Source organism: Pseudoruegeria sp. SK021 (assembly GCF_002119405.1).
GTDB lineage: Bacteria > Pseudomonadota > Alphaproteobacteria > Rhodobacterales > Rhodobacteraceae > Meridianimarinicoccus.
The window spans coordinates 93,435-115,393 of sequence record NZ_MTBG01000009.1; the positions used below are offsets into that span (position 1 = coordinate 93,435).

Sequence of the window (21,959 nt, forward strand, 5' to 3'; positions counted from 1 at the left end):
ACCGCATCGGACATTTGTCGGACTTTCGTCGGACCGATGTTCCGTGCGAGAGGGCTGATCCGATGCGGGTGTGGCCCGCATCGGCCGTATCAGTGTGCGAAATCAGGCGGCCGAAAGGGCCGCGATCTCGGTCTGGAAGGCCCAGTCGAGCCATGGCAGCATTGCCTCGACATCGGCGGTTTCCACGGTCGAGCCGCACCAGATCCGCAAGCCCGCGGGCGCATCGCGATAGGCGCCAACATCCAAAGCGGCCCCTTCGGCTTCCAGCCGCTTGGCGACTGCCTTGGCAAAGGCGGCACCATCGGTGATGCGCGGGTCGGTGAACTTCAAGCAAACCGAGGTGGTCGAGGCCGTCGCGGGGTCTTCCGCCAGATTTTCGATCCAGTCATGTGCAGCGACGAAGGCTGCAACCGCACCGGCATTGGCTTCGGCCCGGGCAACCAGACCTTTCAGACCGCCAACCGATTTGGCCCAATCCAAGGCCACCAGGTAATCTTCGACGCACAGCATGGACGGGGTGTTGATGGTCTCGCCGACGAAAATGCCGTCGATCAGCTTGCCGCCCTTGGTCAGGCGGAAGATTTTCGGCAACGGCCATGCTGGGGTGTAGCTTTCCAGGCGTGCAACGGCGCGGGGCGACAAGATCAGGATGCCGTGCGCCGCTTCGCCGCCCAGCACTTTTTGCCAAGAGAACGTGGTGACGTCGAGCTTGTCCCAAGGCAGGTCCATGGCAAAGGCGGCAGAGGTCGCATCGCACAGGGTCAGGCCAGCGCGGTCCGCCGGGATCGCGTCGCCGTTCGGCATCCGCACGCCGGAGGTGGTACCGTTCCACGTGAAGCAAACGTCGTTGTCATAATTCAGCGCGGCCATGTCGACGATCTTGCCGTAATCGGCAACGTGTGTCGTGGCGTCGATCTTCAGCTGTTTGACCACGTCGGTGACCCAGCCAGCGCCGAAGCTTTCCCACGCCACCATTTGCGCCGGGCGCTCACCCAGCAGGGACCACATGGCCATCTCGAACGCGCCGGTATCAGAGGCGGGCACGATGCCGATGCGGTAATCGGCGGGAACGCCGAGAATGTCGCGGGTGGTCTCAATCGCGGCCTTGAGTTTGGCTTTGCCAACGGCGGCACGGTGCGAGCGACCAAGCGGCGCATCTTTCAGCGCATCGAGAGTCCAATGAGGGGGTTTTGCGCAAGGGCCGGACGAAAAGTTAATATTCGCCGGGCGTGTTGCCGGAGCTTCGATAGCCATCGCTGGTATCCTCTCAGATATATGCCCTTCGTTGGGGAAGGGTGTCCCACTGCTGCCTCTAGGTGAGTCGCGTCGAAAGAGCAAGGGGAATGAATTGGGCATGCCGGTTGACGAGGGAGCCAGCGGTGCGACGCCCGGTCGTATGGAAAGAGTTGGCGCGAAGTTCGCACGACCGGTTCGCCCTATGCGCCGCATTCGGCTTTGAACGGTCCGGTGTCGGTATTCGTCAGAAGGTTATTCGGAAGCGATGGGATGGACGCCCCCCGGCGGCATCGAATGTGCCAAGGTAGCGGGTGTTGAAACACCGCTATGAGGAGAGCGTCCATGGAAGAGGTTCGCATCATCGGCTTGGATTTGGCCAAAAACGTATTCCAAGCGCACGGCGCTGGAGCCGACGGGTCGGTTGTATTCCGGCGCAAATTGTCACGCGGGCAGTTGCTGAAGTTCCTGAGTGAACAGCCGTCCTGCGTGGTGGCGATGGAGGCGTGCGCGAGCGCCCATCACTGGGGTCGGACAATCGGCGATCTCGGTCACGAGGTCCGGCTGATCCCGCCTGCCTACGTGAAGCTTTTCGTGAAACGTCAGAAAAACGACATGGCCGATGCGGAAGCAATCGCAGAGGCAGCGTCGCGCCCGACCATGCGGTTTGTGGCGGTGAAGAGCGAGGCCCAGCAGGCGGCAGCGATGGCGTATCGCACCCGCGATCTTCTGGTGCGACAACGCACCCAGACGATCAACGCACTACGGGCCCATCTGGCCGAGCAGGGCATCGTCGCACCCGCTGGCCCTGCCCATATTGGCCGCCTCGCCGCAATCGTCGAAGGGGACGACGACACCCTGCCTGCGGCGGTGCGCGACTTGGCGCGCTTGCTTCTAGGCCAGATCGCAGACTTGAGCGAGAAAATCACAGGTTTGGATGTTGAACTGCGCCGCCGCGCAAGCGTCGACGACACTGCGCGGCGGCTGACGACGATACCAGGTGTGGGTCCGATCACCGCTGCGGCGATCACCACCTTTGCGCCGCCGATGGAGACCTTCTCAAAAGGCCGGGATTTCGCGGCTTGGGTCGGCCTTACGCCCAGACAGCATTCGAGCGGTGGCAAGGAGCGGCTCGGCCGAACATCGAAAATGGGTCAGCGCGACATCCGAAGATTGTTGATCATTGGCGCTGTGGCGGTTGTGCGATGGGCTGCGCGCAAGGGAGCACCCGAAGGCTCGTGGCTCGCGCGGATGTTGGAACGCAAGCCGAAGATGCTGGTTGCGGTGGCGCTGGCCAATCGCATGGCACGAACTGCCTGGGCCCTGATGCGCAAGGGTGAGGATTACAGAGATCCGGCGATGGCGACCGTATAGGTCAAGATCGCCGGGGTGTCGCCGCGGATGTGAGCAGGACGGAGGAACGTAAGGGCAAACGATCAAGAGACCGGATCGGGAGAACCATTATTCCGGACGATGCGCCATTGAGCGCGTGTAAGCGAACTGGACCCGATCTGCATATCTCCATACAGGCCCGCGGCGCATGAAAGGCCGTAACTTCGAGGCCGGACACACGACCGCACCTGATCACATGCCCGATCGTGCCAAAAAGTGCTTGCATTCATGGGGGCGTCCACACACGTCCGTTGCATTTGCTGACCGACTTGCCTGTCTAGAAAGTAGAATGAAACATGTCGCCTTTGCATGGCAGCATCACGTGGGCGACTTTCATCTGGTGCCCGCGAACGGCTTAGCCGGGACGCAAGCTGGGCTGATCACCGGGCTGAAAGCGATCAATGCCGGTATTCCGCTGAACGGGATCGGCGTTCGTGCGCCGAAAGACAAACAAGAGGTCAATGTCGACGCTCTTGCCCTCTAGACCGGCGAGAAATTGGGATGCCTAGGTGTGATAGCGCGGTCGGATGTGGTGGCCGACACCGGGTATGTCGGCGCAGGCTATGGCATCGCCCGCGACGATACGCTTGAGGCGATCCGCATGTTCGCGCAACCTGAGGGGATTTTGCTGGATCCGGTTTATTCGGGAAAAGGGGCGGCTGGCCTCATTGACTATTGCCGCAAGGGGAAATTCAAGAAGGGCGAGCGCGTGGTCTTCTTGCACATTGGCGGATCGGCTGCGTTGTTCGGCTATGATGCTGTCTTTGCGGAAGGCAGCAAGGCCCTCAAGGTAGTGTGATCGAATGGCCCGTGCGCGGTTTTCTAAAAGCTTCACTCAACAATTGCCGATTCCTGATGACGCGATCGCGGCGGCGGTAGCGGTGATGCGCTCGGGCCGGCTGCATCGCTATAATACAGCGCCGGAGGATCCGGGCGAGACCTTTGAGTTAGAGCGTGAGTTCGCGCAGTGGCAGGGACAGGCCTATTGTCTGGCGGTCGCGTCTGGGGGGCAGGCGATGCAGATCGCTCTGCGCGCGTCCGGGGTGGTGCCGGGGGATCTGGTGCTGACCAATGGCTTCACTTTGGCCCCGGTTCCCGGCGCGATTGCGGCGGTGGGGGCGAAGCCGGCGCTGGTCGAGATCACGGCGGATCTGGTGATCGACCTTGATGATCTGGCCGCAAAGGCCACTGCGTCCGGTGCCCGGTATCTGTTGCTGTCGCACATGCGTGGGCACCTTTGCGACATGGACCGGCTGATGCAGATCGCCGCTGAGCTGGGTATCACTATCCTTGAGGACTGTGCCCACACGATGGGCGCGCGGTGGAATGGCCGACTGTCCGGGGCATTCGGTTTGGCGGCCTGCTTCAGCACCCAGACCTATAAGCACATGAATTCGGGCGAAGGCGGTTTGCTGACCTCGGATGATCCTGACTTCATGGCTCGGGCGACGATCTTGTCGGGCTCATATATGCTGTATGCGCGGCACGGGGCGGGGCCGGCACCGGACGTTTACGACGACATCCGGCTGGATACGCCCAATACCTCGGCGCGAATGGACAATTTGCGGGCGGCGTTGTTGCGCCCGCAGCTGCGCGGAATCGCCCAAAGCATTGCCGACTGGAACGCCCGCCATGATCTGGTCGCAGCGATGCTGGCCACCTCGGCGGCGATCCACCTGCCGCGGCGCCCTGCTGCGGAAAGCTATGTCGGGTCATCGATCCAGTTCTGTCTGCCCGGGATCAGCCGTGACCGGGCGCAGTTGCTGGTGTCGGGGTTGGCGGACAAGGGCGTCGAAGTGAAATGGTTCGGTGCGGCCGAGCCGGTCGGCTTTACCTCGGACCATCACAGTTGGCGGTATGTGGCGGCACAAGATCTGCCCCGGACGGATCAGATCTTGGCCGGGCTATTTGATATGCGCCTGCCGTTGACCTTTGATCTGGACGATTGCGCACTGTTGGCGGATCACATCCTTGATGCGGTTGCGGCGCTGGACACAGCAGGCCACTTGCCATGAAGCGGATCGGCATTCTGGGCGGGATGGGGCCGGAGGCGACCATCCTGATCATGGAGAAAATCTTGGGGGGGGGGTGCTGGCGCAGGATGACAGCGACCATATTCCGCTGATCGTTGACCAGAACGCCCAAGTGCCGTCGCGGATCAAACATTTATGGGAATATGGCCCGGTGGACCCTGCGCCGAATTCTCGCTTATTCTGACCGGGGTGTCGCCGCAGGCAGCCGCCTTTGACACGCTGGACCACCTGGTCAAAGCATCCTTGGCCACCGCAACCACGCAATGACAACGATCGGTCCTCGTCTCGACCCGGATGCCACTATCACCGAGAGCACGCTCTCGAATTCTCAATAAGGAGCCAACGAATGACACCCCTTATCAAGTCCATGCTGACCGGCGCCGCTGCGATGGCGCTGTCGGCCTCGGCGCTGACCGCTGAAACCATGGTGATTGCCACCTTCAGTGATCCTACCCCGATGAATGCTGTGCGCGGCACAGATGCCTTTGAAAAGGCCACCGGCTGGGATATCGAATGGCGGGTGTTCAATTCGGGCACAGAGGTGATCGCCGCAATGGCATCGGGCGATGTGAAAGTGGCTGAATTGGGGTCCTCGCCCTTGGCGATTGCGGCAAGTCAGGGGGTAGATTTGCAAATGTTTATGCTGTCTTACGCCGTCGGCCAAGCCGAAAGCCTGATTGCCTATGAGGGGTCGGGGATTACGTCGCTGGAGGATCTCAAAGGCAAGCGTGTTGCGGTGCCGATTGGCTCGACCGCACATTATTCCCTGATGGGGGCCATCGCGCATGCGGGGCTGTCCGAAGGGGACGTGACCGTCATGTCGATGGGGCCCGATCAAATTGCCGCCGCATGGGAGCAGGGCGCGCTGGACGCCGCCTTCATTTGGCCGCCCGTCCAGACCAAGCTTTTGGAAACCGGCACCCGGATCGTCGGCGCAGATGAAACCGCAGAATGGGGCTATCCCACCTTCAATGCATGGGTCGTGAATTCCGAATTCGCCGCCGCCCATGAAGCCGAGATGGTGGCCTTTGCCAAGACCATGAACGCGGCCAACATGGTCTATCTGGACGATCCCGCCGCATGGACCGCCGAGAATGACAGCGTCAAGGCAATCGCCAACCTGACCGGGGCCGGAGCCGATCAGATTCCCGACATTCTGACCGGCTATACCTTCGTGCCATTGGCGGATCAGGTCAGCGACACATGGCTTGGCAATGCGTCCAACATCATGAAATCAACCTCGGAGTTCCTGAAATCCGCAGGCCGTATCGATACGGTGGCGGACGACTATTCGGTATTCGTGAACACCAATATCGCCGCCGAAGCCGCCAAATAAGCCTCGGTTCCTGTCCGGAAACGAGGCCGGGCAGGGCCGCCACAGAGCGAAGGAGCCAGCGACGTGGGACTGAGTATTGAGGACGTTTCTGTCGTCTATCCGGCGGCGGATCGCAGGCCGCCGGTCGACGCATTGAGCCGGATCAACCTGACGATTGACGACGAAGAATTTGTTGTGGCCCTCGGTGCGTCAGGCTGCGGAAAATCGACGTTGCTCAATCTGATCGCTGGCTTTCTGTCGCCGACCTCGGGCCGTTTGGTGCTGGACGGGCAGGCGGTGACCGGACCCGGTGCCGACCGCGCGGTTGTCTTTCAGAAACACGCGCTTCTGCCGTGGCTGAATGTGTTGGATAACGTGGCATTTGGCCTGCAAGTTCAGGGGATCGGAAAATCCGAACGCCATAAGATTGCCAATCAGTATCTTGGGATGTTGGGGCTGGACGGGTTTCAGGGGGCCCCGGTTTACACGCTATCGGGCGGGATGCAGCAACGGGTCGGCATTGCCCGCGCCCTGACCTGTGATCCGCGGCTTCTGTTGATGGACGAGCCCTTGGGCGCGCTAGACGCGCTGACCCGTGAAAAGGCGCAGGAACTGATCCTGAATATCTGGAACGACACTCATAAATCGGTTTTCTTCATCACGCACAGCGTCGAAGAGGCGTTGTTCATGGGCACCAAGCTGGTGGTGATGTCGCCCCGTCCGGGCCGGGTGACCCATGTGTTCGATCTGCCGTTTTCGCGGCAATTTCTGGACGGTGCCCCAGCCCGTCGGGTCAAGGCATCGCGCGAGTTTATCGAGATCCGGGAAGAGGTTCTTGAGATCATCTTCGCGGATGAGGAGGCTGCGGCATGACTGAGAGATCTCCTGCATCCCGCCGAAAAGCCCCCGGGGTCTTGGCCCGCATTGCCCGCGCCCGCCCGACCAAGCCCGGCGAGATCTATGGCGTTCCCGGGCAGGGCAACACCCTGTGGCTTTCGGTTCTGTCCATTGCGGTGCTGCTGTTTGTGTGGTGGTTGGTGACGGCCATGGGCTGGGTCAAGCCGTTGTTTGTGCCCGCGCCAATGGACATCGTGACCAAGTTCATCTCGGTCTGGCAGACCGGGTTCACCGGAACGCCGTTCCTTGAGCATGTGGCGATCTCGACCAGCCGGGTGTTCGGGGCGTTCCTTCTTGCCTGCGTGATCGGTCTGCCCTTGGGGTTGGCCATGGGGATGAGCCCGGTGATGCGCGGCCTGTTTGATCCGCCGATTGAATTTTACCGTCCGATCCCGCCGCTGGCCTATCTGCCGCTGATGATCATCTGGTTCGGGATCGGTGAGACCTCGAAAATCTTGCTGATCTTCTTGTCAGTTTTCGCGCCAATTGTACTGGGCGCCCGGTCGGGAGTGAAGTCGGCGGCGATCGAACAGATCCACGCCGCTTATTCATTCGGGGCGACCCGTTGGCAGGTCATGCGGTTTGTCATCCTGCCATCGGCCATGCCCGAAATCCTGACGGCTATGCGCATCGGCATCGGCTTCGGCTGGACCACCCTTGTCGCCGCCGAGATGGTGGCCGCAACTAAGGGCCTTGGCTACATGGTTCTGTCCGCCAGCCAGTTTCTGCAAACTCCGGTGGTGATCATGGGGATCATCGTGATCGCCTTTATCGCCTTTGCTTTTGACCTTTTGATCCGGTTCGTCGAACGCCGCGTCGTGCCGTGGAAAGGCCGAATGTAACTGGAAAGGCCGTGGGATGATCTTCTTTAAGACAGCCGTCCCCACTGCCGAAACGGATCAGGACGACGGGCATGACCAGAACGCGACCATGGTGGCAGGCGGGAACGATGCGGCCCGGGATTGCGCCGGAAAACTGGATAAAGGGGCCGAAGAGATCCGTGTCTCGCCCGAGCGACACGCGGCTGCGGCCGCGCGGGTGCCTGACACGCTGAAGGCCGATATCCAGTTTGCCTATAGGGACATCCGGCGCTTTGCCGAAGCCCAGCGAGAGAGCATTGGACTTATGCGGGGCCGACGAGTTCCTGTCGATGGCGATGATCCTTTACCCGATGCTGTTCCGCTATCTTGGTCTTGGGGATGTTGAAAGCGGCTACATGATTGGGGCGTCCATTCATGATGTCGCCCATTCATGATGTCGCCCAACTGGTCGGCGCGGGGAATTCGGTCAGTTCCTATGGGGGCGGGCCTTGGACCTTGCGCTGATCGGTCCGCTGTGGTGACTCTGCCGGAATGTGGATCGAGTCGCTGAAGGCAGAGGCCTATTACCGGACGTGGCGCTTGCGGCACAACCCGTTTGCGGGGATTGCGCCGGTGGCCGTGAGCGACCTTCGCGTCCGTTTGCGCCCCTATCCCGATCGTCGGTTTCTGATCCTGTTTACGCCGCGAAGTGGCAGTTCCCGACTGACAGATCTGATGGCGCGCACCCGCGTTTTAAGCCATCCGGGCGAATCTTTCGCGCCCGGGCACATGCCGACGATGGCGCGCGAGGTGGGGGCGACGGATATGGCCACTTATGTGGCGCGTCAGACGTGGCGTCACGCCACCAAAGGGGTCTACGGGGCGGAAATTACCTATGCGCATCTGCTGCAGGGCTTTGCCAGACCGGACCAATTATTCACAATGCTGCGCCCGACAGCACTGATTTGGTTGATCCGGGAAAATATCGTGGCCCAAGCCGTGTCCGCCTCGCGGATGGTTCAGACCGGCCAAGCCCATCTGGTCGGGCCCGCCCGGGAAAAGCACGAGCCGTTTCGCTATGATCCGCAGGCCATTGCGCGGTACGTCGGGCGTTTGCGGTGGATGGAGCGTCGTAGCGAAGCGTTGGTACAACGTAGCGGGCTGGTGCCAATGCGTCTGAGTTATGAGCAAATGGTGGCCACAGCGGATGCCGATTTGTTGGCGGCCCTATCGGCGCATATCGGCAGTGCGCCGTTGCCAGAGACGCCACCCCGGTCGGTGCATCGAAAACTGGGTGATGACCTGAACATCGCTTATTCCGAGCGATTCCAAGCCTCGCATCCCCGGCTGATGCGGCGATTGGACGTCGAGCGTGCGGCCTTGGTGGCGGGTTTAACCCCAATCCCCGCCCTTAGCGCCCGCATGGCCGAAAGGGCCAAAACCCGGCAGTAGGGGTGCCAGATACGCCCTGCACTGACACCAAAGCTTTCCAGGGTTGGATATGGCAGATCCGGTCCTGAAGCAGGCTGGAAACCCCGGCCCGAGCGTGGGATAGAAGGGCGGACCACCCCCCGTTCCGGAGCACCCCAGATGTTCGTCGCCACCCTATTGACCGACCCCGCAAACCCCTCTCTTGACCGGGCCACAGTCGAAGCTCTGCGTGATGCGTGGGGCGGCGGCGATGCCCAATGGCTCAGCCCCGGCGAGGCCGCGGAAATTGCGCTGGTCTCGGTGCCAGAGAATGCGGAAACGGTCTGGGCCGATCTTCAGGCGCGCGGCGTCGACTTGGTGATTCAACCGGCCGCAGGACGGAAGAAGAAAATGCTGCTGGCCGATATGGATAGCACCATGATCCGTCAGGAATGCATCGATGAACTGGCGGCCGAGGCGGGGGTTGGCCCGCGTGTGGCCGCGATCACGGCCCGGGCGATGAACGGCGAGTTGGATTTTGAAGAGGCTTTGCGCGAACGGGTTGGGTTGCTGGCGGGGCTGGATGAGGCGGTGATCGGCAAAGTGTTGGCCGAACGGATCGAGCCGATGCCGGGCGGGGCTTTGCTGTTGGCGACGATGAAGGCCGCGGGCGGACATGCGGCGCTGGTGTCGGGTGGGTTCACGGCCTTTACCACGGTGGTGGCCGGATGGCTGGGCTTCGATGAGCATCGGGCGAATGTTCTGGAGGCCTCGGGCGGGTTTCTGACCGGAACCGTGACTGATCCGATCCTCGGGCGGGAGGCCAAGGTCACGGCATTGACCGAGATCACCGCGCGTCTCGGCATCGGGACAGAAGATGTGATCGCGGTGGGCGATGGGGCCAATGATTTGGGGATGCTGGGTCTGGCTGGCACCGGTGTCGCGCTGCATGCCAAGCCCGCGGTGGCGGCGCAATGTAACGTGCGGATCAACCATGGCGATCTGACGGCGCTGTTATATGTTCAGGGCTATGCCCGGTCGGACTTCGCGCCCTGATAGAAAGACCGCCGGGGCGTCACCAGCCCCAGCGTGCCGCATTGATCCGCAGCAGCCCCGAGAATTCCTGCGCTGCATCGCTGAGCGGCTCGCGCTTTCGGGTGACCAGCCCGAACTGGTCCAGCCGGATTTCCGGGCGAAGCGGCAATTCGGTGAACAGGCCTGCAGCCAGATGGGCCTCGACCAAAGCCGCGGGCAGCAAGGCCACCGCATCCGACACCTGCACCAGGCTGAGGATGGCAACGATAGACCCACATTCGATGGTATTAACCGGTGGCGGCAAATCGGCATCGGCAAAGCCCGCATCCAGCGCCTTGCGGGTCGGTGTGGTCTTGTATTGAAGCACCCACGGGTGGTCCACCAGATCGGCCAACCGATACCGTGCGCGGCCCTGCAACGCATGCCCGGCCCGGGCCACGGCGGTCAGTCGTTCATAGGCCAGCGGTTCAAAGTCGAATAGATGCTGATGGCGATCCGTGCTGTAGCGTCCTACCACAAGATCGAGGCGACCGTTTTCCAGCATGTCCAGCAAGGCGTCGCTGGTTTCGCCATGCAGCACAACGGTGAGCTGCGGGCGCGTGCGCTTGATATCGGCAAGGGAGCGGGCGACGAGGCTGGGCGCAGCACCAGAAATCGCTCCGAGGTTCAGGGTGCCATAGCCGCCCGCGCGACGGGCCCGGAAATCATCAGAAAACCGTTCCAGACGAGACAATTGTGCCCGGGCATTGGCGATGACAAATTCGCCAAGCGGTGTTGGTTTCAGCCCGCGTGCGCCGCGATCGAACAAGGTGGCCTGAAACAGGTCTTCGACGTCGCGCAACATCTTTGAGGCCGTCGATTGGGTCATGTTCATCTGGCTGGCTGCGCGATGGGTCGTGTGATGGTCAGCCAATGCCACGATGAGCGACAGATGCCGCATTTTCAGTCCATTTGTAATACTGCGGTCCACTGGGGCTCCGATTGTGACAAGTGATCGTGTTTCGCGATTGCAGCGAACGAATTATTCATTGGAAGGTTATCACCCCGCTAGGTAGCGTCAATGTGTGGGAGGCTGACCGGGAGAAATCAGACAGCGGGTGTGCGGCAAAGGCTGCTTTGGAAGAGCGTGGGTGCGAAGGCACCCGGCTGTGACGAGCGCCGAGACGACGCGTTCAATGTGCGGTGATCGTTTCGTGTCGCAGGAAATCTTGGCACTGAGATGATCACTGACTGTGACCGGCAGACAGATCTGCCCGGCTTTCGCTGCGGATGTGTTCGCAGGAAGGGCCGGATCAAGACAACGAATGAGGAGGAATAGAATGAAATCCATGAAATTCGCCGCGGCCCTTGCTGGTCTGATGGCTTTGTCCGGAGCCGCACAGGCGCAGGATTTCCCCGATCGCCCAATCCAGTTGATCGTGCCATGGGGTGCCGGTGGCGGAACGGACGCTGTCGGGCGTCTGTTGGGCGCGCAGATTCAGCAAGAGTTGGGTGTGCCGGTCAACGTGGTCAACCGCACGGGCGGTTCGGGTGTGGTGGGGCATAGCGCGCTCGCCATGGCAGAACCGGATGGATACACCATCGGGATCATGACGATTGAGATCGACATGATGCATTGGCAGGGCCTGACCGATCTGACCTACAAGGATTTCGATATCCTTGCCATCGTCAACTCTGACGCCGGTGGTTTGATGGTGTCGGCGGATGCAGGCTATGATGGGGTCGAAGCCTTGCTTGAAAAAATCAAGTCCGAGCCAAAGGGAACGCTGAAAGCGTCGGGCACCGGGCAGGGTGGCATCTGGCATGTCGGTCTTGCCGGCTGGCTGCTGTCCGAAGGTCTGGCACCGGATCAGGTGACCTTCGTGCCCAGTCAGGGCGCGGCACCGGGTTTGACGGATATGGTCGCCGGTGGCGTTGATATCGTGCCGTCGTCCTTGGCGGAAGGCCGGGCCATGATCGATGCTGGACGGGTGGTCCCTCTGGCGTCCATGTCCCCCGAGCGTCAGGACGCATTCCCAGATGTTCCCACCTTGGCCGAGACCACTGGCTCGGATTGGTCCGTGGCGGTTTGGCGGTCCGTGGCTGCGCCCGCAGGCTTGCCTGACGACGTGAAGGCCAAGTTGGAGGCTGCTATCGCAGCGGCTTACGAATCTGACGAATACCAGAACTTCATGCAGGATCGCGGATTTGGTCTTCGCTGGGCTGGAAGCGCAGAGGCGACCGAAATCGTCGCGGCAGATGATGCCGTCTTCGGAGAAGTGATGACGAAAGCGGGCTTGGCCCAGTAATCGGCGTCCGTGAAATCCGGGGGGCGGCTTTCGGGCCGATCCCCCGGCTTTTTTCCTCTTCCTGTCCCGATCCGGGCCGTCAGGCCGACCGGGCAACCGACGCACTGGACTAAGTGATGCGTGTTACCGATCTGACTCTGGGCATTCTAACGTTGCTCGGCGGGATTGCGATTTATCTTTCCGCGATGAACTTTCAAGCCATTCCCGGGCAGGAATACGGCGCAGGCACAATGCCTCGTGCCGTTGCCTTTGTGACCGGGTTGACCGGGCTTTATATGATCGTTGAGGCGATCATGTCGGGAAATCGCGGCATCGGCTTCCGCTTTGCCGAATGGACCCGCAGCGGTGCTGCTTTGGCGCGCGTTGCCACGGTTCTGCTGCTGATCTTGGGCTATATTCTGGTGTCACCGATCGTCGGATTCGTGCCGACTACGATTGTGGTTCTGGTTGTGGCCATGCTGACCCTCGGAACGCGACTTGTCCCCGCGGTGATCGTGTCAGTTGTCGCCACGATCGTCATCCAGCAAAGCTTTGGCAAGCTCTTGCTCGTTCCGCTGCCGCGCAGCGATTTCCTGTCTTTCTTGTGGTGAATTCATGACGTCGACCTTGATTGAGGCCGCTGGCCTTGTCTTTCAACCCTATGTCCTTGGCGTCATCTTCTGTTCTGCCGTGTTTGGCATGTTCGTGGGGGCCATCCCGGGCCTGACGGCGACGATGGCGACCGCCCTGTTGGTGCCGGTCACCTTCTTCATGGACCCGGTGCCTGCCATCGCCGCCATCGTGACAGCCACCGCCATGGCAATCTTTTCCGGTGATATTCCCGGCACGCTGTTGCGAATGCCCGGAACGCCCGCCAGCGCCGCCTATGTTCAGGACGCCTTTGCGCTGACCAAAAAAGGCACACCGGAACTGGCGCTTGGCGCATCGCTGGTCTTTTCATCCATTGGCGGGATTTTTGGCACATTGGTGCTGATGACCGCCTCACCGGTCCTTGCGGAAATCGCGCTTAAGTTCTCGTCCTTCGAGTATTTCTGGCTGGTGGTGCTGGGGCTATCCTGCGCGGTCTTCATCTCGCCCGGTTCAGCGGCACGGGGGCTGATTGCCTTGTTCATCGGGTTGTTCGCCGCAACCATCGGTCTTGATAACCCGGCCGGTGCTCCGCGCTATACGTTTGGCAATGTCGAGTTGCTGGGCGGGGTCCAGTTCATTCCCGCGATGATCGGTCTGTTTGCGGTGTCCGAGGTGATCCGCGGGTTCATTCATCGCCGGAATACGGCGCCGCCGCCGAAAACCGGCAACAGCAGCATCTTTCGTCAGCAATTCGCCAATTTGAAAAAATACCCGGTTCAAGCGCTGCGCGGCAGTGTCCTTGGGACAGCGATTGGCGCGCTTCCCGGTGCGGGTGCCGATATCGCCGCTTGGATTTCCTATGCGGTGTCCAAGAAATTCTCGAAAACGCCAGAGAAGTTTGGCACCGGTCATGTCGAGGGCATCGTCGAGGCGGGCGCATCGAACAATGGCGCGATGAGCGGCGCATGGATCCCGGCACTGGTCTTTGGCATTCCCGGCGACTCGATCACTGCCATCGTGATCGGCGTGCTGTATATCAAGGGCCTGAACCCGGGTCCGATGATCTTCATCACCCAGCCGCAAATGATTTATGCGGTGTTCATCGTGTTCTTGCTGGCCAACCTGATGATGCTGCCATTGGGCTGGGTGGCGATCAAATCGGCACGGCAGGTTCTGTCGATTCCAACCCGTGTTTTGATGCCGATCATCCTGATGTTCTGCATGGTCGGCTCGTTTGCCATCAACAATTCGGTATTCGGGATCTGGCTGATGCTGATCTTTGGGATCGTCGGCTTCCTGATGGAAGAAAATGACATTCCGATTGCCCCGGCCATTCTTGGCTTGGTCCTTGGGCCAATGCTGGAACAGAACTTCGTGACCTCAATGATCAAGTCCGATGGCAGTTTCGTCGCCTTCTTTGAACGGCCAATTTCTGCCGGACTTGGGATGTTTACCATTGCCATCTGGATGATCCCGCTGGTCATGCTGGTCGTGCGCCGGGTACGATCCCCCAAGCCCGCCATGCCGGACGCCTGAGCCTTTACTGAGTCCCTCTTCGAAAGACCTGTTTCTATGAATAAACCCGATCTTCTTCTTGTCGCCGCCCTCGGGGACCGTGTTACGCAGCAACTGGATCAGGATTTCACCCTGCACCGGCTGTGTGATGCCACCGACAAGGCTGCGTTTCTCGCCGCCCTGCCTGAAGGTGTGAAATATATTGCGACCGGGGGCGGCGCCGGCTGCTCGCGCCAGATCATCGAAGCGTTGCCCGCGCTTGAGATCATCTCGTCCTTCGGGGTCGGCTATGATGCTGTCGATGTGGAAGCCGCCCGCGAACACAACGTTCGGGTCACGAACACACCGGATGTGTTGAATGATTGTGTGGCGGAGGTGACCTTGGCGCTGATGCTGGCGCTGGCACACCGGTTGCCCGAAGCTGAACGCTATACGCGCGAGGGCCGCTGGGAGGCCGAAGGCAATTTCCCCCTGACCGAAGAATTGACCGGGAAAACCGTCGGCATCATCGGGCTGGGCCGGATCGGCAAGACCATTGCGCGGCTCTGTCAGGCGTTCCAGATGCAGGTGGTCTATCACGGCCGGTCCGAGCAGGCGCATCAGCCGTTTCCCTATTACGCTGATCCTGTGTCCATGGCGCAGGATGTGGATTGGTTGGTGGTCATTGCCCCCAGCACCGACAGCACGCGCGGCATTGTCAGCCGCAAGGTTCTGACGGCGCTTGGGCCCGAAGGTCGGTTGGTCAATGTGGCCCGCGGGGATCTGGTGGACGAGCCCGCCCTGATCGAGATGCTGGCGTCGGGCGGCATTGCCGGGGCCGCGCTGGACGTCTTCGCGCAAGAACCCCATGTGCCCGAAGCCTTGCGCAAGCTTGAGAACGTGGTGCTGTTGCCGCACCAAGGCAGCGCAACGCACAAGACGCGGGCCTCCATGGGGGATCTGGTCGTCAAGAACCTTCGCGCCTATCTGCGGGGCCAACCGTTGATTTCGCCGGTTGTCTAAGGTGAGACAACGCGCCCGGGTTTCCGACTTGGGCGCGGCCAACCGGCGCATTTTCTGGGCGGCTTGGCGGTAGCCTTGCCGCCCTGTGCGTTCCGCGTCAGGGGTGGCGGCATTTGAAACGAACCTGCCTCAATGGCGCAAAACCGGCGGGACTGCTGGGGAATACAGCGATACTGACAAAGGGACGGACGATATGGGTGCACTTATGGCAGGGGCGGACCGACCGGGCGGCTTTGATCTGACGCGGGGCGCGCGATGCCTGTGATCACCGAAATCGCCGACCTGAAGCCGCTGTTCCGCGCCCGCGTACCACGGATGTTTCACGACTACGTGGAAGCAGGAAGTTGGACCGGTCAAACTTTCCGTGAGAATTCCAGCGATTTCCAGCAGCTCTATTTCCGGCAGCGGGTAGCGGTGGATATGGCTGAGCGTAGCCTTGCCAGCACGATGATCGGTCAACCGGTGGCGATGCCGGTGGCGTTGTCTCCGGTTGGCTTGTTGGGCATGCAGCACCCGGATGGCGAAATTCACGCCGCGCTGGCGGCAAAGGCGTTTGGCGTACCGTTTACCCAGTCCACCATGTCGATGTGTTCAATTGAAGACGTGTCCGCGGCGCTGAACGCGCCATTCTGGTTTCAACTTTATACCCTGCGTGATCAGGAGTTTCTGGAAAACATCCTGCACCGGGCCCGGGTTGCAGGGGTGTCGGCGCTGGTGCTGACGCTGGATCTGCAGATGCAGGGGCAGCGGCACCCAGACCTGAAAAACGGCATGACGGCCCCGCCGCGCCTGTCTTTGCGAAACCTGATGAACATTGCGACCAAGCCACGATGGGCGCTGGGGATGATGGGCACCAAGCGCCGGTTCTTCGGCAATATCATTGGCCACGCGCGCGGGGTCGAGCATATGGGCGATTTGCTGGATTGGACCAGTCGGCAGTTTGACCAAAGCCTTGATTGGGCGCGGGTGGCGTGGATCCGGGACCTGTGGGGCGGGCCGATCATCCTGAAGGGGATCAATGACGTTGAAGACGCCCGGCGTGCGGCGGATCTTGGGGTGGATGCAATCATCGTGTCCAACCATGGCGGTCGGCAGTTGGATGGGGCGCTGTCCACCATTCGTATGCTGCCCAGCATCGTCGCTGCGGTCGGAGATCAGGTCGAAGTGCATCTGGATGGCGGCATCCGGTCGGGTCAGGACGCTCTCAAGGCGCTGTCGCTGGGTGCCAAAGCCACCTATGTTGGGCGCGCCTATACCTATGGGCTGGGCGCAATGGGTGCGGCGGGCGTGACCCGAGCGCTGGAAATCATCGCTAAGGAAATGGATTTGACGATGGGATTTTGCGGTGAACGTGACGTGCGCGCCATGAGCCGTGATAATCTGCTGGTGCCCAAAGGGTTCTCGGGGCGGTGGGAGTGAGGCGGCAACGATCGCTGCGCCATCGGGCTGATAGCGCGTCCGACAGCCCGGGTGCGGGCGGGTGCCACGCGAATTCGTGACCTGTTTTCCGGTTCCGTGACTGCAAGGGCCGGGATTTCCCCTTTATTGCTGCTGCGAGATTCGGCTATACTAGCCGCAATTGAGGTATCGTCGCACTTAAAACAGGTCTTCAAGGCTGAACAGTGCGACCAAGCAGATTGCCGGAGGCTTGGAGACCCATGAACTCTCGCTGGACAATTGGCGCGTCGATTGCGCTTGTCATCGCCCTGGGCGGGGCTGCCGCTCACAGTCAGACCAGCCGCGTCGCGGCGAAGACGGACTGGAGCATCTATGTCGAAAAGGACCCGACGCAATGTTGGGTGGTTTCGGCGCCGAAACAGACTGTGAATACCAAGGACGGCAAGGTCGTGGCGGTCAATCGCGGCGACATCTATATGTTCGTCTCGTTCTGGCCTGATAGCGAGCAGATGGGCGAAGTGTCGTTTCTTGGCGGCTATCCGTTCGCGCCCGGTTCGACCGTCAAGCTGACGATCGGTGATAGTGATTTCGAATTGTTCACTGACGGTGAGGTCGCGTGGGCCGCGTCAGCCGAAGATGACCGTCGAATCGCCACCGCCCTAAAGCGCGGTGCAGAAGCAGTGATCATTGGTCGATCCAGCCGTGGCACGGTGACCACCGACACATTTTCCCTGATGGGTTTTACCGCTGCGATCGAGGATGCGCAAAAACGCTGCGATTCCTAAGTTGTGATCCGTTCGTCTGACCGGCGGGACGACAACCCTGTTTTCAAGGGCCGCAAAATGCGCTATGTGCTCGCTCTTGTCAAAAGAGTGACGCCATGACCGTATCTGCCCCGATCACCCAGGATGTTCTGACCATCCCTCGTAAAACGCCCGAAACCGACCGGATTAATCTGGTCGGGCTGACCCGGGATGGCCTGCGCAGCGCCCTGATCAGCGCAGGTACGCCCGAGGCCAAGGCAAAGATGCGGGCCGGACAGATCTGGCAGTGGCTGTATGAGCGCGGCGTGCGCGAGTTTGACCAGATGACCAATCTGGCCAAGAATTATCGGGCAGAACTGGCCGAGATATTCTCCATCGAAATCCCCGAAGTTGTCAGCCGGCAAGTCAGCGAAGACGGCACCCGGAAATATCTGGTTCGGATCGCTGGTGGCCATGAGGTCGAGACGGTCTATATTCCCGAAGAAGACCGGGGCACGTTGTGTGTGAGTAGCCAAGTTGGGTGTACCCTGACCTGCTCTTTCTGCCATACCGGGACGCAAAAACTGGTGCGCAACCTGACTGCGGGCGAAATCGTTGGTCAGATCATGTTGGCGCGGGACGATCTGGGCGAATGGCCTGAACCCGGCCGGAATCCACGGAATGAAACACGGTTGTTGTCAAATGTCGTTCTGATGGGCATGGGCGAACCGCTGTATAATTTTGAAGCCGTCCGCGATGCCATGAAGATTGCCATGGATCCGGAAGGGATCAGCCTCAGCCGCCGCCGGATCACCCTGTCGACCAGCGGCGTTGTCCCCGAAATCGCGCGCACCGCCGATGAAATTGGCTGCATGTTGGCGATTTCATTCCATGCCACCACCGATGAGGTCCGGGACAAGCTTGTTCCGATCAACAAGAAATGGCCCCTGGCTGACCTGCTGGAGTCCCTGCGCGCCTATCCTAAGGCCAGCAACTCTGAGCGGATCACCTTTGAATATGTCATGTTGGATGGTGTGAACGACAGCGACGCCGATGCGCATCGTCTGATTGAGTTGATCCGCGGCATTCCTGCCAAGATCAATTTGATCCCGTTCAACGAATGGCCCGGTGCGCCCTATAAGCGGTCGTCGAACAACCGCATTCGTGCCTTTGCGGATATCATTTACAAGGCGGGCTATGCCTCGCCGATCCGCAAGCCGCGGGGCGAAGACATCATGGCGGCCTGTGGCCAGTTGAAGTCTGAAACCGAACGTGCCCGCAACGCCCGCCGATCGCCTGCGCCCGACTGATCGGTGGGGGCGGTGATGCCTAGCCCCGGGAGTCGGGGCCGAAAATCCTGTCTTTGTAATCTTCCATATAGATCCGCAGCCAAGGCGTGAATCCGGCCGGGCGCCGCGCCACTTCGGCGGCAAGATCGTATAGATCGACCCAGGAAACTTGCATCACTTCATCGGGGTTGGGTGTCACGGTCAGGTCCGCTGGCGCTTGGGCAAGAAAAACATCGACCACTTCGTGCTCGACCATTCCCTGACCGACATCCGCCCGATATTCTAAGGCGTCCCGACGTGCCGGGTAAATTCCGGTGATCCCGAGTTCTTCGCGCAAACGCCGGACCGCGCAATCGGCCGAACTTTCGCCCCATGCCGGATGGGTGCAGCAGGTGTTCGCCCAAAGGCCGGGGGTGTGGTATTTCGACAGCGCCCGCTGCTGAATTAGCACTTTCGTGCCGTTCATCACAAACACTGAGACGGCTTTGTGGCGCAAGCCTTGCTGGTGCACCTGTAGCTTCTCGACGGGCTTCAATTCGCCGTTTACCCAGGCCGGGATCATATCTGTCATCTAATGGATGGCAACGCTCGGCTGTGTGGGAGACTGGGAACCAGCCGACGACATCAATTGTCGACAGACCGGACTTTAAATGGTGGTTGCTGTAAGCGGCACCCGACAACATGACACAGGCCCGGACGGAGGGGGCCAAATGGCGGTCCCGGCTCGGTGACAAATCCGCGCATGACCCAGATCACGGGGCACCCCGTTTCTTGGCAGTCCCGCCCCGGACGTGCATGGTGGCGCGGTGTTGCATGGCTGCAAAGGACACTCTGGATTGAAACATCTCTCGATCACGCTCGTCTTGATCCTTCTGGCACTGACGCACGCGCACGCCGATGCCACCGCCCCCGTCGTGGGGGATGCCAGCCATGGGCAGACCCTGTTCCGGGTGTGCCAGGCCTGCCACGTTGTTCGCGGTCCGCAAGGCGAGGTGCTGGCGGGGCGCAATGCTGCGACCGGACCAAACCTTTACGGGGTGGCTGGATCAGCGGCGGGGTCCGTCGCGGGCTACGCCTATTCCAGCGGGCTTCACGCAGCAGGACGCGCGGGGCTGATCTGGGACCAAAGCAATTTCAGTCAATTCACCACGGACCCGACAGGGTTTCTGGCCGGTTACCTTGACGATCCGAAGGCCCGGTCGAAAATGGTCATCAAGGTGCGGTCCAATGCGGATGCCGCCGATCTCTATGCCTATCTGAAAAGCTTGTCTGACTAAGGCTTTCCGGCCCCGGACCAAGCCTTAACGATCCGGTGGCGTCCAATCTGATGCGGGCGCGTTGCGGCGCAACAGGCGCAGCACCAAACCAATCGCGACCCCCACGGCGATGGCCACCGTCAGGTCCGCAACCACCGTCAGGACGAGGGTCAGCAGCAGCAACAACCGATCCGCCAGTGGTGCGGTCAGATGGCTGCGCCATTTATGCGGCTCACTCATCGTCCACGCGGTCATGATCAGCAGCGCTGCAAGCGCTGGCATTGCCAGCATCCCAGCCAAGGGCGCGGCCAACATCATCACCGCAAGAATGATGACGGCGTGGATGATTCCGGCAATAGGGGACTTGCCGCCAGCGCGGATGTTGGTGGCGGTCCGGGCGATGGCACCCGTTGCCGGAAGGCCACCGAACAGCGCCGAGCCGATATTGGCGATACCTTGGGCCAAAACTTCGGCATTGGGCCGGTGCCGGGCGCCAGTCATCCGGTCCGCAACCATCGCCGAAAGCAAGGATTCGACCCCGGCCAGAAACGCGATGACACAGGCCGAAGGCAGCAACTCAATGATCCGCGTCCATGTCACGGCCGGGAATTGCGGAACAGGCAGGCGGTCGGGCAGGGCGCCGAACCGCGATGTGATCGTGTCGACGGGCAGGGACAGCAGCGCAACGAGGATGGACCCGGCTGCAACTGCCACGATCAACCCCGGGAACCGGGGCGCGGCCCGGCGCAGGCCGATGATCAGGCCGAGCGACAGCAGGCCAATCGCGAGGGTCGGTAGCTGAAGGGTCTCGTGCGCGGACCAAAGCGTGGCAATCTTGGCAAAAAATTCGGCTGGAAGGTCGGGGGTGGTCAGGCCAAGGAAGTCGCCCAGTTGACTGGTGGCAATAATGATGGCGATGCCGATGGTGAAACCGTCAATCACAGCTTCGGGCACGTATTGGACCAGACTTCCGGCTTTCAGGCAGCCCGCTAGGATCAGAATGACGCCGGCCATCAGCGTGGCCAGAACCAGTCCATCATAGCCGTACGAGGCGATGACCCCGGCCACGACCACGATGAATGCGCCGGTCGGTCCGCCGATCTGAAACCGGCTGCCCCCGAATACCGAAATCAGAAATCCCCCGACAATCGCCGTCACCAAGCCCGTCGCCGGTGGCGCGCCGGATGCGATGGCAATCGCAAGGCTGAGGGGCAGGGCGACCATGGCGACGGTCAGACCGGCAACAAGATCGGCCATGAATTTTCGTCCGGAGTAAGTCCGGGCCGTGTTTAAAATTTCTGGCTTCATAACTACACTTTTGGTGTCAACGGGACCCGGAGACGGGTCTCTGCTACAGCTTGGGCGATCTCGCCCGCGCTGACCAGAGGACGTGCCGTCGCGGCAGGCTTAGACGGGTCCCGCTTTTCTTGGGATGACTGTAAACACCATCAAACAGAAAGAGAGGGCGTAACGCTTGCGAAGGAAAAAAACTCTCGGTGATTTTGCCTTGCGCGGCGGGTCCTTCACGGTTAAACGGGCAACCGCGTAGCCCCAATAGCTCAGCTGGTAGAGCAACTGTTTCGTAAATAGTAGGTCGGCGGTTCGAGTCCGTCTTGGGGCACCAAAATATTCAATCTATACAGTCGATTATGCAGATCAGCGATGTTGCGATCTCTCATGCCTCCCGCCCGGCTGTGTGGTGATGCGCGGATGAAATGATCTCGCTCTCTCTGCCGCCGCCGTATTTAAAAGTCAGAAACAGAGTCTGTGATCAGGGGGGGGG

The 21,959-nt window shown here is 60.8% G+C and carries 20 protein-coding genes, 1 tRNA gene and 1 pseudogene; 18 read left to right on the plus strand and 4 right to left on the minus strand.

Annotated elements, in window-relative coordinates:
* Positions 1-102: 102 nt before the first annotated feature.
* Positions 103-1,254 (minus strand): phosphoserine transaminase, encoded by a 1,152-nt coding sequence (locus BV911_RS08075; RefSeq protein WP_086053095.1) that lies wholly within the window; start codon positions 1,252-1,254, stop codon positions 103-105.
* Positions 1,255-1,578: 324 nt separating this feature from the next.
* Between BV911_RS08075 and BV911_RS08080 the strand changes: the two genes are divergently transcribed.
* The 9 genes and pseudogenes from BV911_RS08080 (at position 1,579) to serB (ending at position 10,136) form a co-directional block, all read left to right on the plus strand.
* Positions 1,579-2,607, plus strand: a complete 1,029-nt coding sequence (locus tag BV911_RS08080) for an IS110 family transposase (RefSeq protein ID WP_086053096.1) — start codon at positions 1,579-1,581, stop codon at positions 2,605-2,607.
* A gap of 352 nt (positions 2,608-2,959) precedes the next feature.
* Positions 2,960-3,424 (plus strand): annotated as a pseudogene (locus BV911_RS08085) (pyridoxal-phosphate dependent enzyme); the annotation flags it as partial.
* Between the two features lie 4 nt (positions 3,425-3,428).
* Positions 3,429-4,640 (plus strand): DegT/DnrJ/EryC1/StrS aminotransferase family protein, encoded by a 1,212-nt coding sequence (locus BV911_RS08090; protein ID WP_086053097.1) that lies wholly within the window; start codon positions 3,429-3,431, stop codon positions 4,638-4,640.
* A gap of 364 nt (positions 4,641-5,004) precedes the next feature.
* Entirely contained in the window at positions 5,005-5,994 is a 990-nt protein-coding gene (locus tag BV911_RS08100; RefSeq protein WP_086053098.1) for an ABC transporter substrate-binding protein, read from the plus strand.
* A gap of 63 nt (positions 5,995-6,057) precedes the next feature.
* Positions 6,058-6,846 (plus strand): taurine ABC transporter ATP-binding protein, encoded by a 789-nt coding sequence (locus BV911_RS08105; RefSeq protein ID WP_086053099.1) that lies wholly within the window; start codon positions 6,058-6,060, stop codon positions 6,844-6,846.
* Positions 6,843-7,712 (plus strand): ABC transporter permease subunit, encoded by an 870-nt coding sequence (locus BV911_RS08110; RefSeq protein ID WP_086053100.1) that lies wholly within the window; start codon positions 6,843-6,845, stop codon positions 7,710-7,712. The genes BV911_RS08105 and BV911_RS08110 overlap by 4 nt, the downstream gene beginning before the upstream one ends.
* Positions 7,713-7,728: 16 nt before the next feature.
* Positions 7,729-8,076: a histidinol dehydrogenase gene (locus BV911_RS08115; RefSeq protein ID WP_086053101.1), complete on the plus strand. Its 348-nt coding sequence runs from the start codon at positions 7,729-7,731 to the stop codon at positions 8,074-8,076.
* 146 nt (positions 8,077-8,222) lie between these two features.
* On the plus strand, positions 8,223-9,122 hold the full coding sequence (locus BV911_RS08120; RefSeq protein WP_086053102.1) for a Stf0 family sulfotransferase: 900 nt from the start codon (positions 8,223-8,225) through the stop codon (positions 9,120-9,122).
* Positions 9,123-9,260: 138 nt separating this feature from the next.
* On the plus strand, positions 9,261-10,136 hold the full coding sequence (gene serB, locus BV911_RS08125) for a phosphoserine phosphatase SerB (RefSeq protein WP_086053103.1): 876 nt from the start codon (positions 9,261-9,263) through the stop codon (positions 10,134-10,136).
* Positions 10,137-10,155: 19 nt separating this feature from the next.
* On the opposite strand, the gene BV911_RS08130 is transcribed toward serB, so the two are convergent.
* Complete coding sequence (locus BV911_RS08130; RefSeq protein WP_086053104.1) at positions 10,156-11,055, minus strand: LysR family transcriptional regulator; 900 nt, start codon at positions 11,053-11,055, stop codon at positions 10,156-10,158.
* A 379-nt stretch (positions 11,056-11,434) separates the two neighbouring features.
* On the opposite strand from BV911_RS08130, the gene BV911_RS08135 reads away from it, so the two are divergent.
* The 7 genes from BV911_RS08135 (at position 11,435) to rlmN (ending at position 18,941) form a co-directional block, all read left to right on the plus strand.
* A complete protein-coding gene (locus BV911_RS08135) occupies positions 11,435-12,403 on the plus strand; it encodes a tripartite tricarboxylate transporter substrate binding protein (protein WP_086053105.1) in 969 nt (322 codons plus the stop codon).
* Positions 12,404-12,519: 116 nt separating this feature from the next.
* Positions 12,520-12,993, plus strand: a complete 474-nt coding sequence (locus BV911_RS08140) for a tripartite tricarboxylate transporter TctB family protein (protein ID WP_086053106.1) — start codon at positions 12,520-12,522, stop codon at positions 12,991-12,993.
* A 4-nt stretch (positions 12,994-12,997) separates the two neighbouring features.
* The gene (locus BV911_RS08145) at positions 12,998-14,509 is read left to right on the plus strand and encodes a tripartite tricarboxylate transporter permease (protein WP_086053107.1); all 1,512 of its coding nucleotides are present in this window, start codon (positions 12,998-13,000) and stop codon (positions 14,507-14,509) included.
* Between the two features lie 36 nt (positions 14,510-14,545).
* A complete protein-coding gene (locus tag BV911_RS08150; protein WP_086053108.1) occupies positions 14,546-15,490 on the plus strand; it encodes a 2-hydroxyacid dehydrogenase in 945 nt (314 codons plus the stop codon).
* A 255-nt stretch (positions 15,491-15,745) separates the two neighbouring features.
* Entirely contained in the window at positions 15,746-16,909 is a 1,164-nt protein-coding gene (locus tag BV911_RS08155; RefSeq protein WP_086053109.1) for an alpha-hydroxy acid oxidase, read from the plus strand.
* 239 nt (positions 16,910-17,148) lie between these two features.
* A complete protein-coding gene (locus tag BV911_RS08160; protein ID WP_086053110.1) occupies positions 17,149-17,673 on the plus strand; it encodes an invasion associated locus B family protein in 525 nt (174 codons plus the stop codon).
* A gap of 95 nt (positions 17,674-17,768) precedes the next feature.
* The gene (rlmN, locus tag BV911_RS08165) at positions 17,769-18,941 is read left to right on the plus strand and encodes a 23S rRNA (adenine(2503)-C(2))-methyltransferase RlmN (protein WP_086053111.1); all 1,173 of its coding nucleotides are present in this window, start codon (positions 17,769-17,771) and stop codon (positions 18,939-18,941) included.
* Between the two features lie 19 nt (positions 18,942-18,960).
* Here rlmN and idi read toward each other — a convergent pair whose 3' ends face one another.
* A complete protein-coding gene (idi, locus tag BV911_RS08170) occupies positions 18,961-19,491 on the minus strand; it encodes an isopentenyl-diphosphate Delta-isomerase (RefSeq protein ID WP_086053112.1) in 531 nt (176 codons plus the stop codon).
* A 265-nt stretch (positions 19,492-19,756) separates the two neighbouring features.
* Here idi and BV911_RS08175 point away from each other — a divergent pair, with 265 nt between their 5' ends.
* Positions 19,757-20,197, plus strand: a complete 441-nt coding sequence (locus BV911_RS08175) for a cytochrome c family protein (protein ID WP_240512191.1) — start codon at positions 19,757-19,759, stop codon at positions 20,195-20,197.
* A gap of 24 nt (positions 20,198-20,221) precedes the next feature.
* Here the strand turns inward: BV911_RS08175 and BV911_RS08180 are convergent, their stop codons facing one another.
* Positions 20,222-21,433 (minus strand): SulP family inorganic anion transporter, encoded by a 1,212-nt coding sequence (locus tag BV911_RS08180; RefSeq protein WP_371587975.1) that lies wholly within the window; start codon positions 21,431-21,433, stop codon positions 20,222-20,224.
* Positions 21,434-21,724: 291 nt separating this feature from the next.
* Between BV911_RS08180 and BV911_RS08185 the strand changes: the two genes are divergently transcribed.
* Positions 21,725-21,800: transfer RNA gene (locus BV911_RS08185), tRNA-Thr, on the plus strand.
* Positions 21,801-21,959: the final 159 nt, after the last annotated feature.

What these genes read in the sequence shown, in the direction of transcription:
- BV911_RS08145 (WP_086053107.1), top strand. Translation starts at nt 12,998, where the DNA reads ATGACGTCGACCTTGATTGAGGCCGCTGGCCTTGTCTTTCAACCCTAT.
- idi (WP_086053112.1), bottom strand. Translation starts at nt 19,491, where the DNA reads ATGACAGATATGATCCCGGCCTGGGTAAACGGCGAATTGAAGCCCGTC.
- BV911_RS08100 (WP_086053098.1), top strand. Translation starts at nt 5,005, where the DNA reads ATGACACCCCTTATCAAGTCCATGCTGACCGGCGCCGCTGCGATGGCG.
- BV911_RS08075 (WP_086053095.1), bottom strand. Translation starts at nt 1,254, where the DNA reads ATGGCTATCGAAGCTCCGGCAACACGCCCGGCGAATATTAACTTTTCG.
- rlmN (WP_086053111.1), top strand. Translation starts at nt 17,769, where the DNA reads ATGACCGTATCTGCCCCGATCACCCAGGATGTTCTGACCATCCCTCGT.
- BV911_RS08155 (WP_086053109.1), top strand. Translation starts at nt 15,746, where the DNA reads ATGCCTGTGATCACCGAAATCGCCGACCTGAAGCCGCTGTTCCGCGCC.
- BV911_RS08110 (WP_086053100.1), top strand. Translation starts at nt 6,843, where the DNA reads ATGACTGAGAGATCTCCTGCATCCCGCCGAAAAGCCCCCGGGGTCTTG.
- BV911_RS08160 (WP_086053110.1), top strand. Translation starts at nt 17,149, where the DNA reads ATGAACTCTCGCTGGACAATTGGCGCGTCGATTGCGCTTGTCATCGCC.
- BV911_RS08135 (WP_086053105.1), top strand. Translation starts at nt 11,435, where the DNA reads ATGAAATCCATGAAATTCGCCGCGGCCCTTGCTGGTCTGATGGCTTTG.
- BV911_RS08180 (WP_371587975.1), bottom strand. Translation starts at nt 21,433, where the DNA reads ATGGCCGATCTTGTTGCCGGTCTGACCGTCGCCATGGTCGCCCTGCCC.
- serB (WP_086053103.1), top strand. Translation starts at nt 9,261, where the DNA reads ATGTTCGTCGCCACCCTATTGACCGACCCCGCAAACCCCTCTCTTGAC.
- BV911_RS08120 (WP_086053102.1), top strand. Translation starts at nt 8,223, where the DNA reads ATGTGGATCGAGTCGCTGAAGGCAGAGGCCTATTACCGGACGTGGCGC.
- BV911_RS08090 (WP_086053097.1), top strand. Translation starts at nt 3,429, where the DNA reads ATGGCCCGTGCGCGGTTTTCTAAAAGCTTCACTCAACAATTGCCGATT.
- BV911_RS08140 (WP_086053106.1), top strand. Translation starts at nt 12,520, where the DNA reads ATGCGTGTTACCGATCTGACTCTGGGCATTCTAACGTTGCTCGGCGGG.
- BV911_RS08130 (WP_086053104.1), bottom strand. Translation starts at nt 11,055, where the DNA reads ATGCGGCATCTGTCGCTCATCGTGGCATTGGCTGACCATCACACGACC.
- BV911_RS08080 (WP_086053096.1), top strand. Translation starts at nt 1,579, where the DNA reads ATGGAAGAGGTTCGCATCATCGGCTTGGATTTGGCCAAAAACGTATTC.
- BV911_RS08150 (WP_086053108.1), top strand. Translation starts at nt 14,546, where the DNA reads ATGAATAAACCCGATCTTCTTCTTGTCGCCGCCCTCGGGGACCGTGTT.
- BV911_RS08115 (WP_086053101.1), top strand. Translation starts at nt 7,729, where the DNA reads ATGATCTTCTTTAAGACAGCCGTCCCCACTGCCGAAACGGATCAGGAC.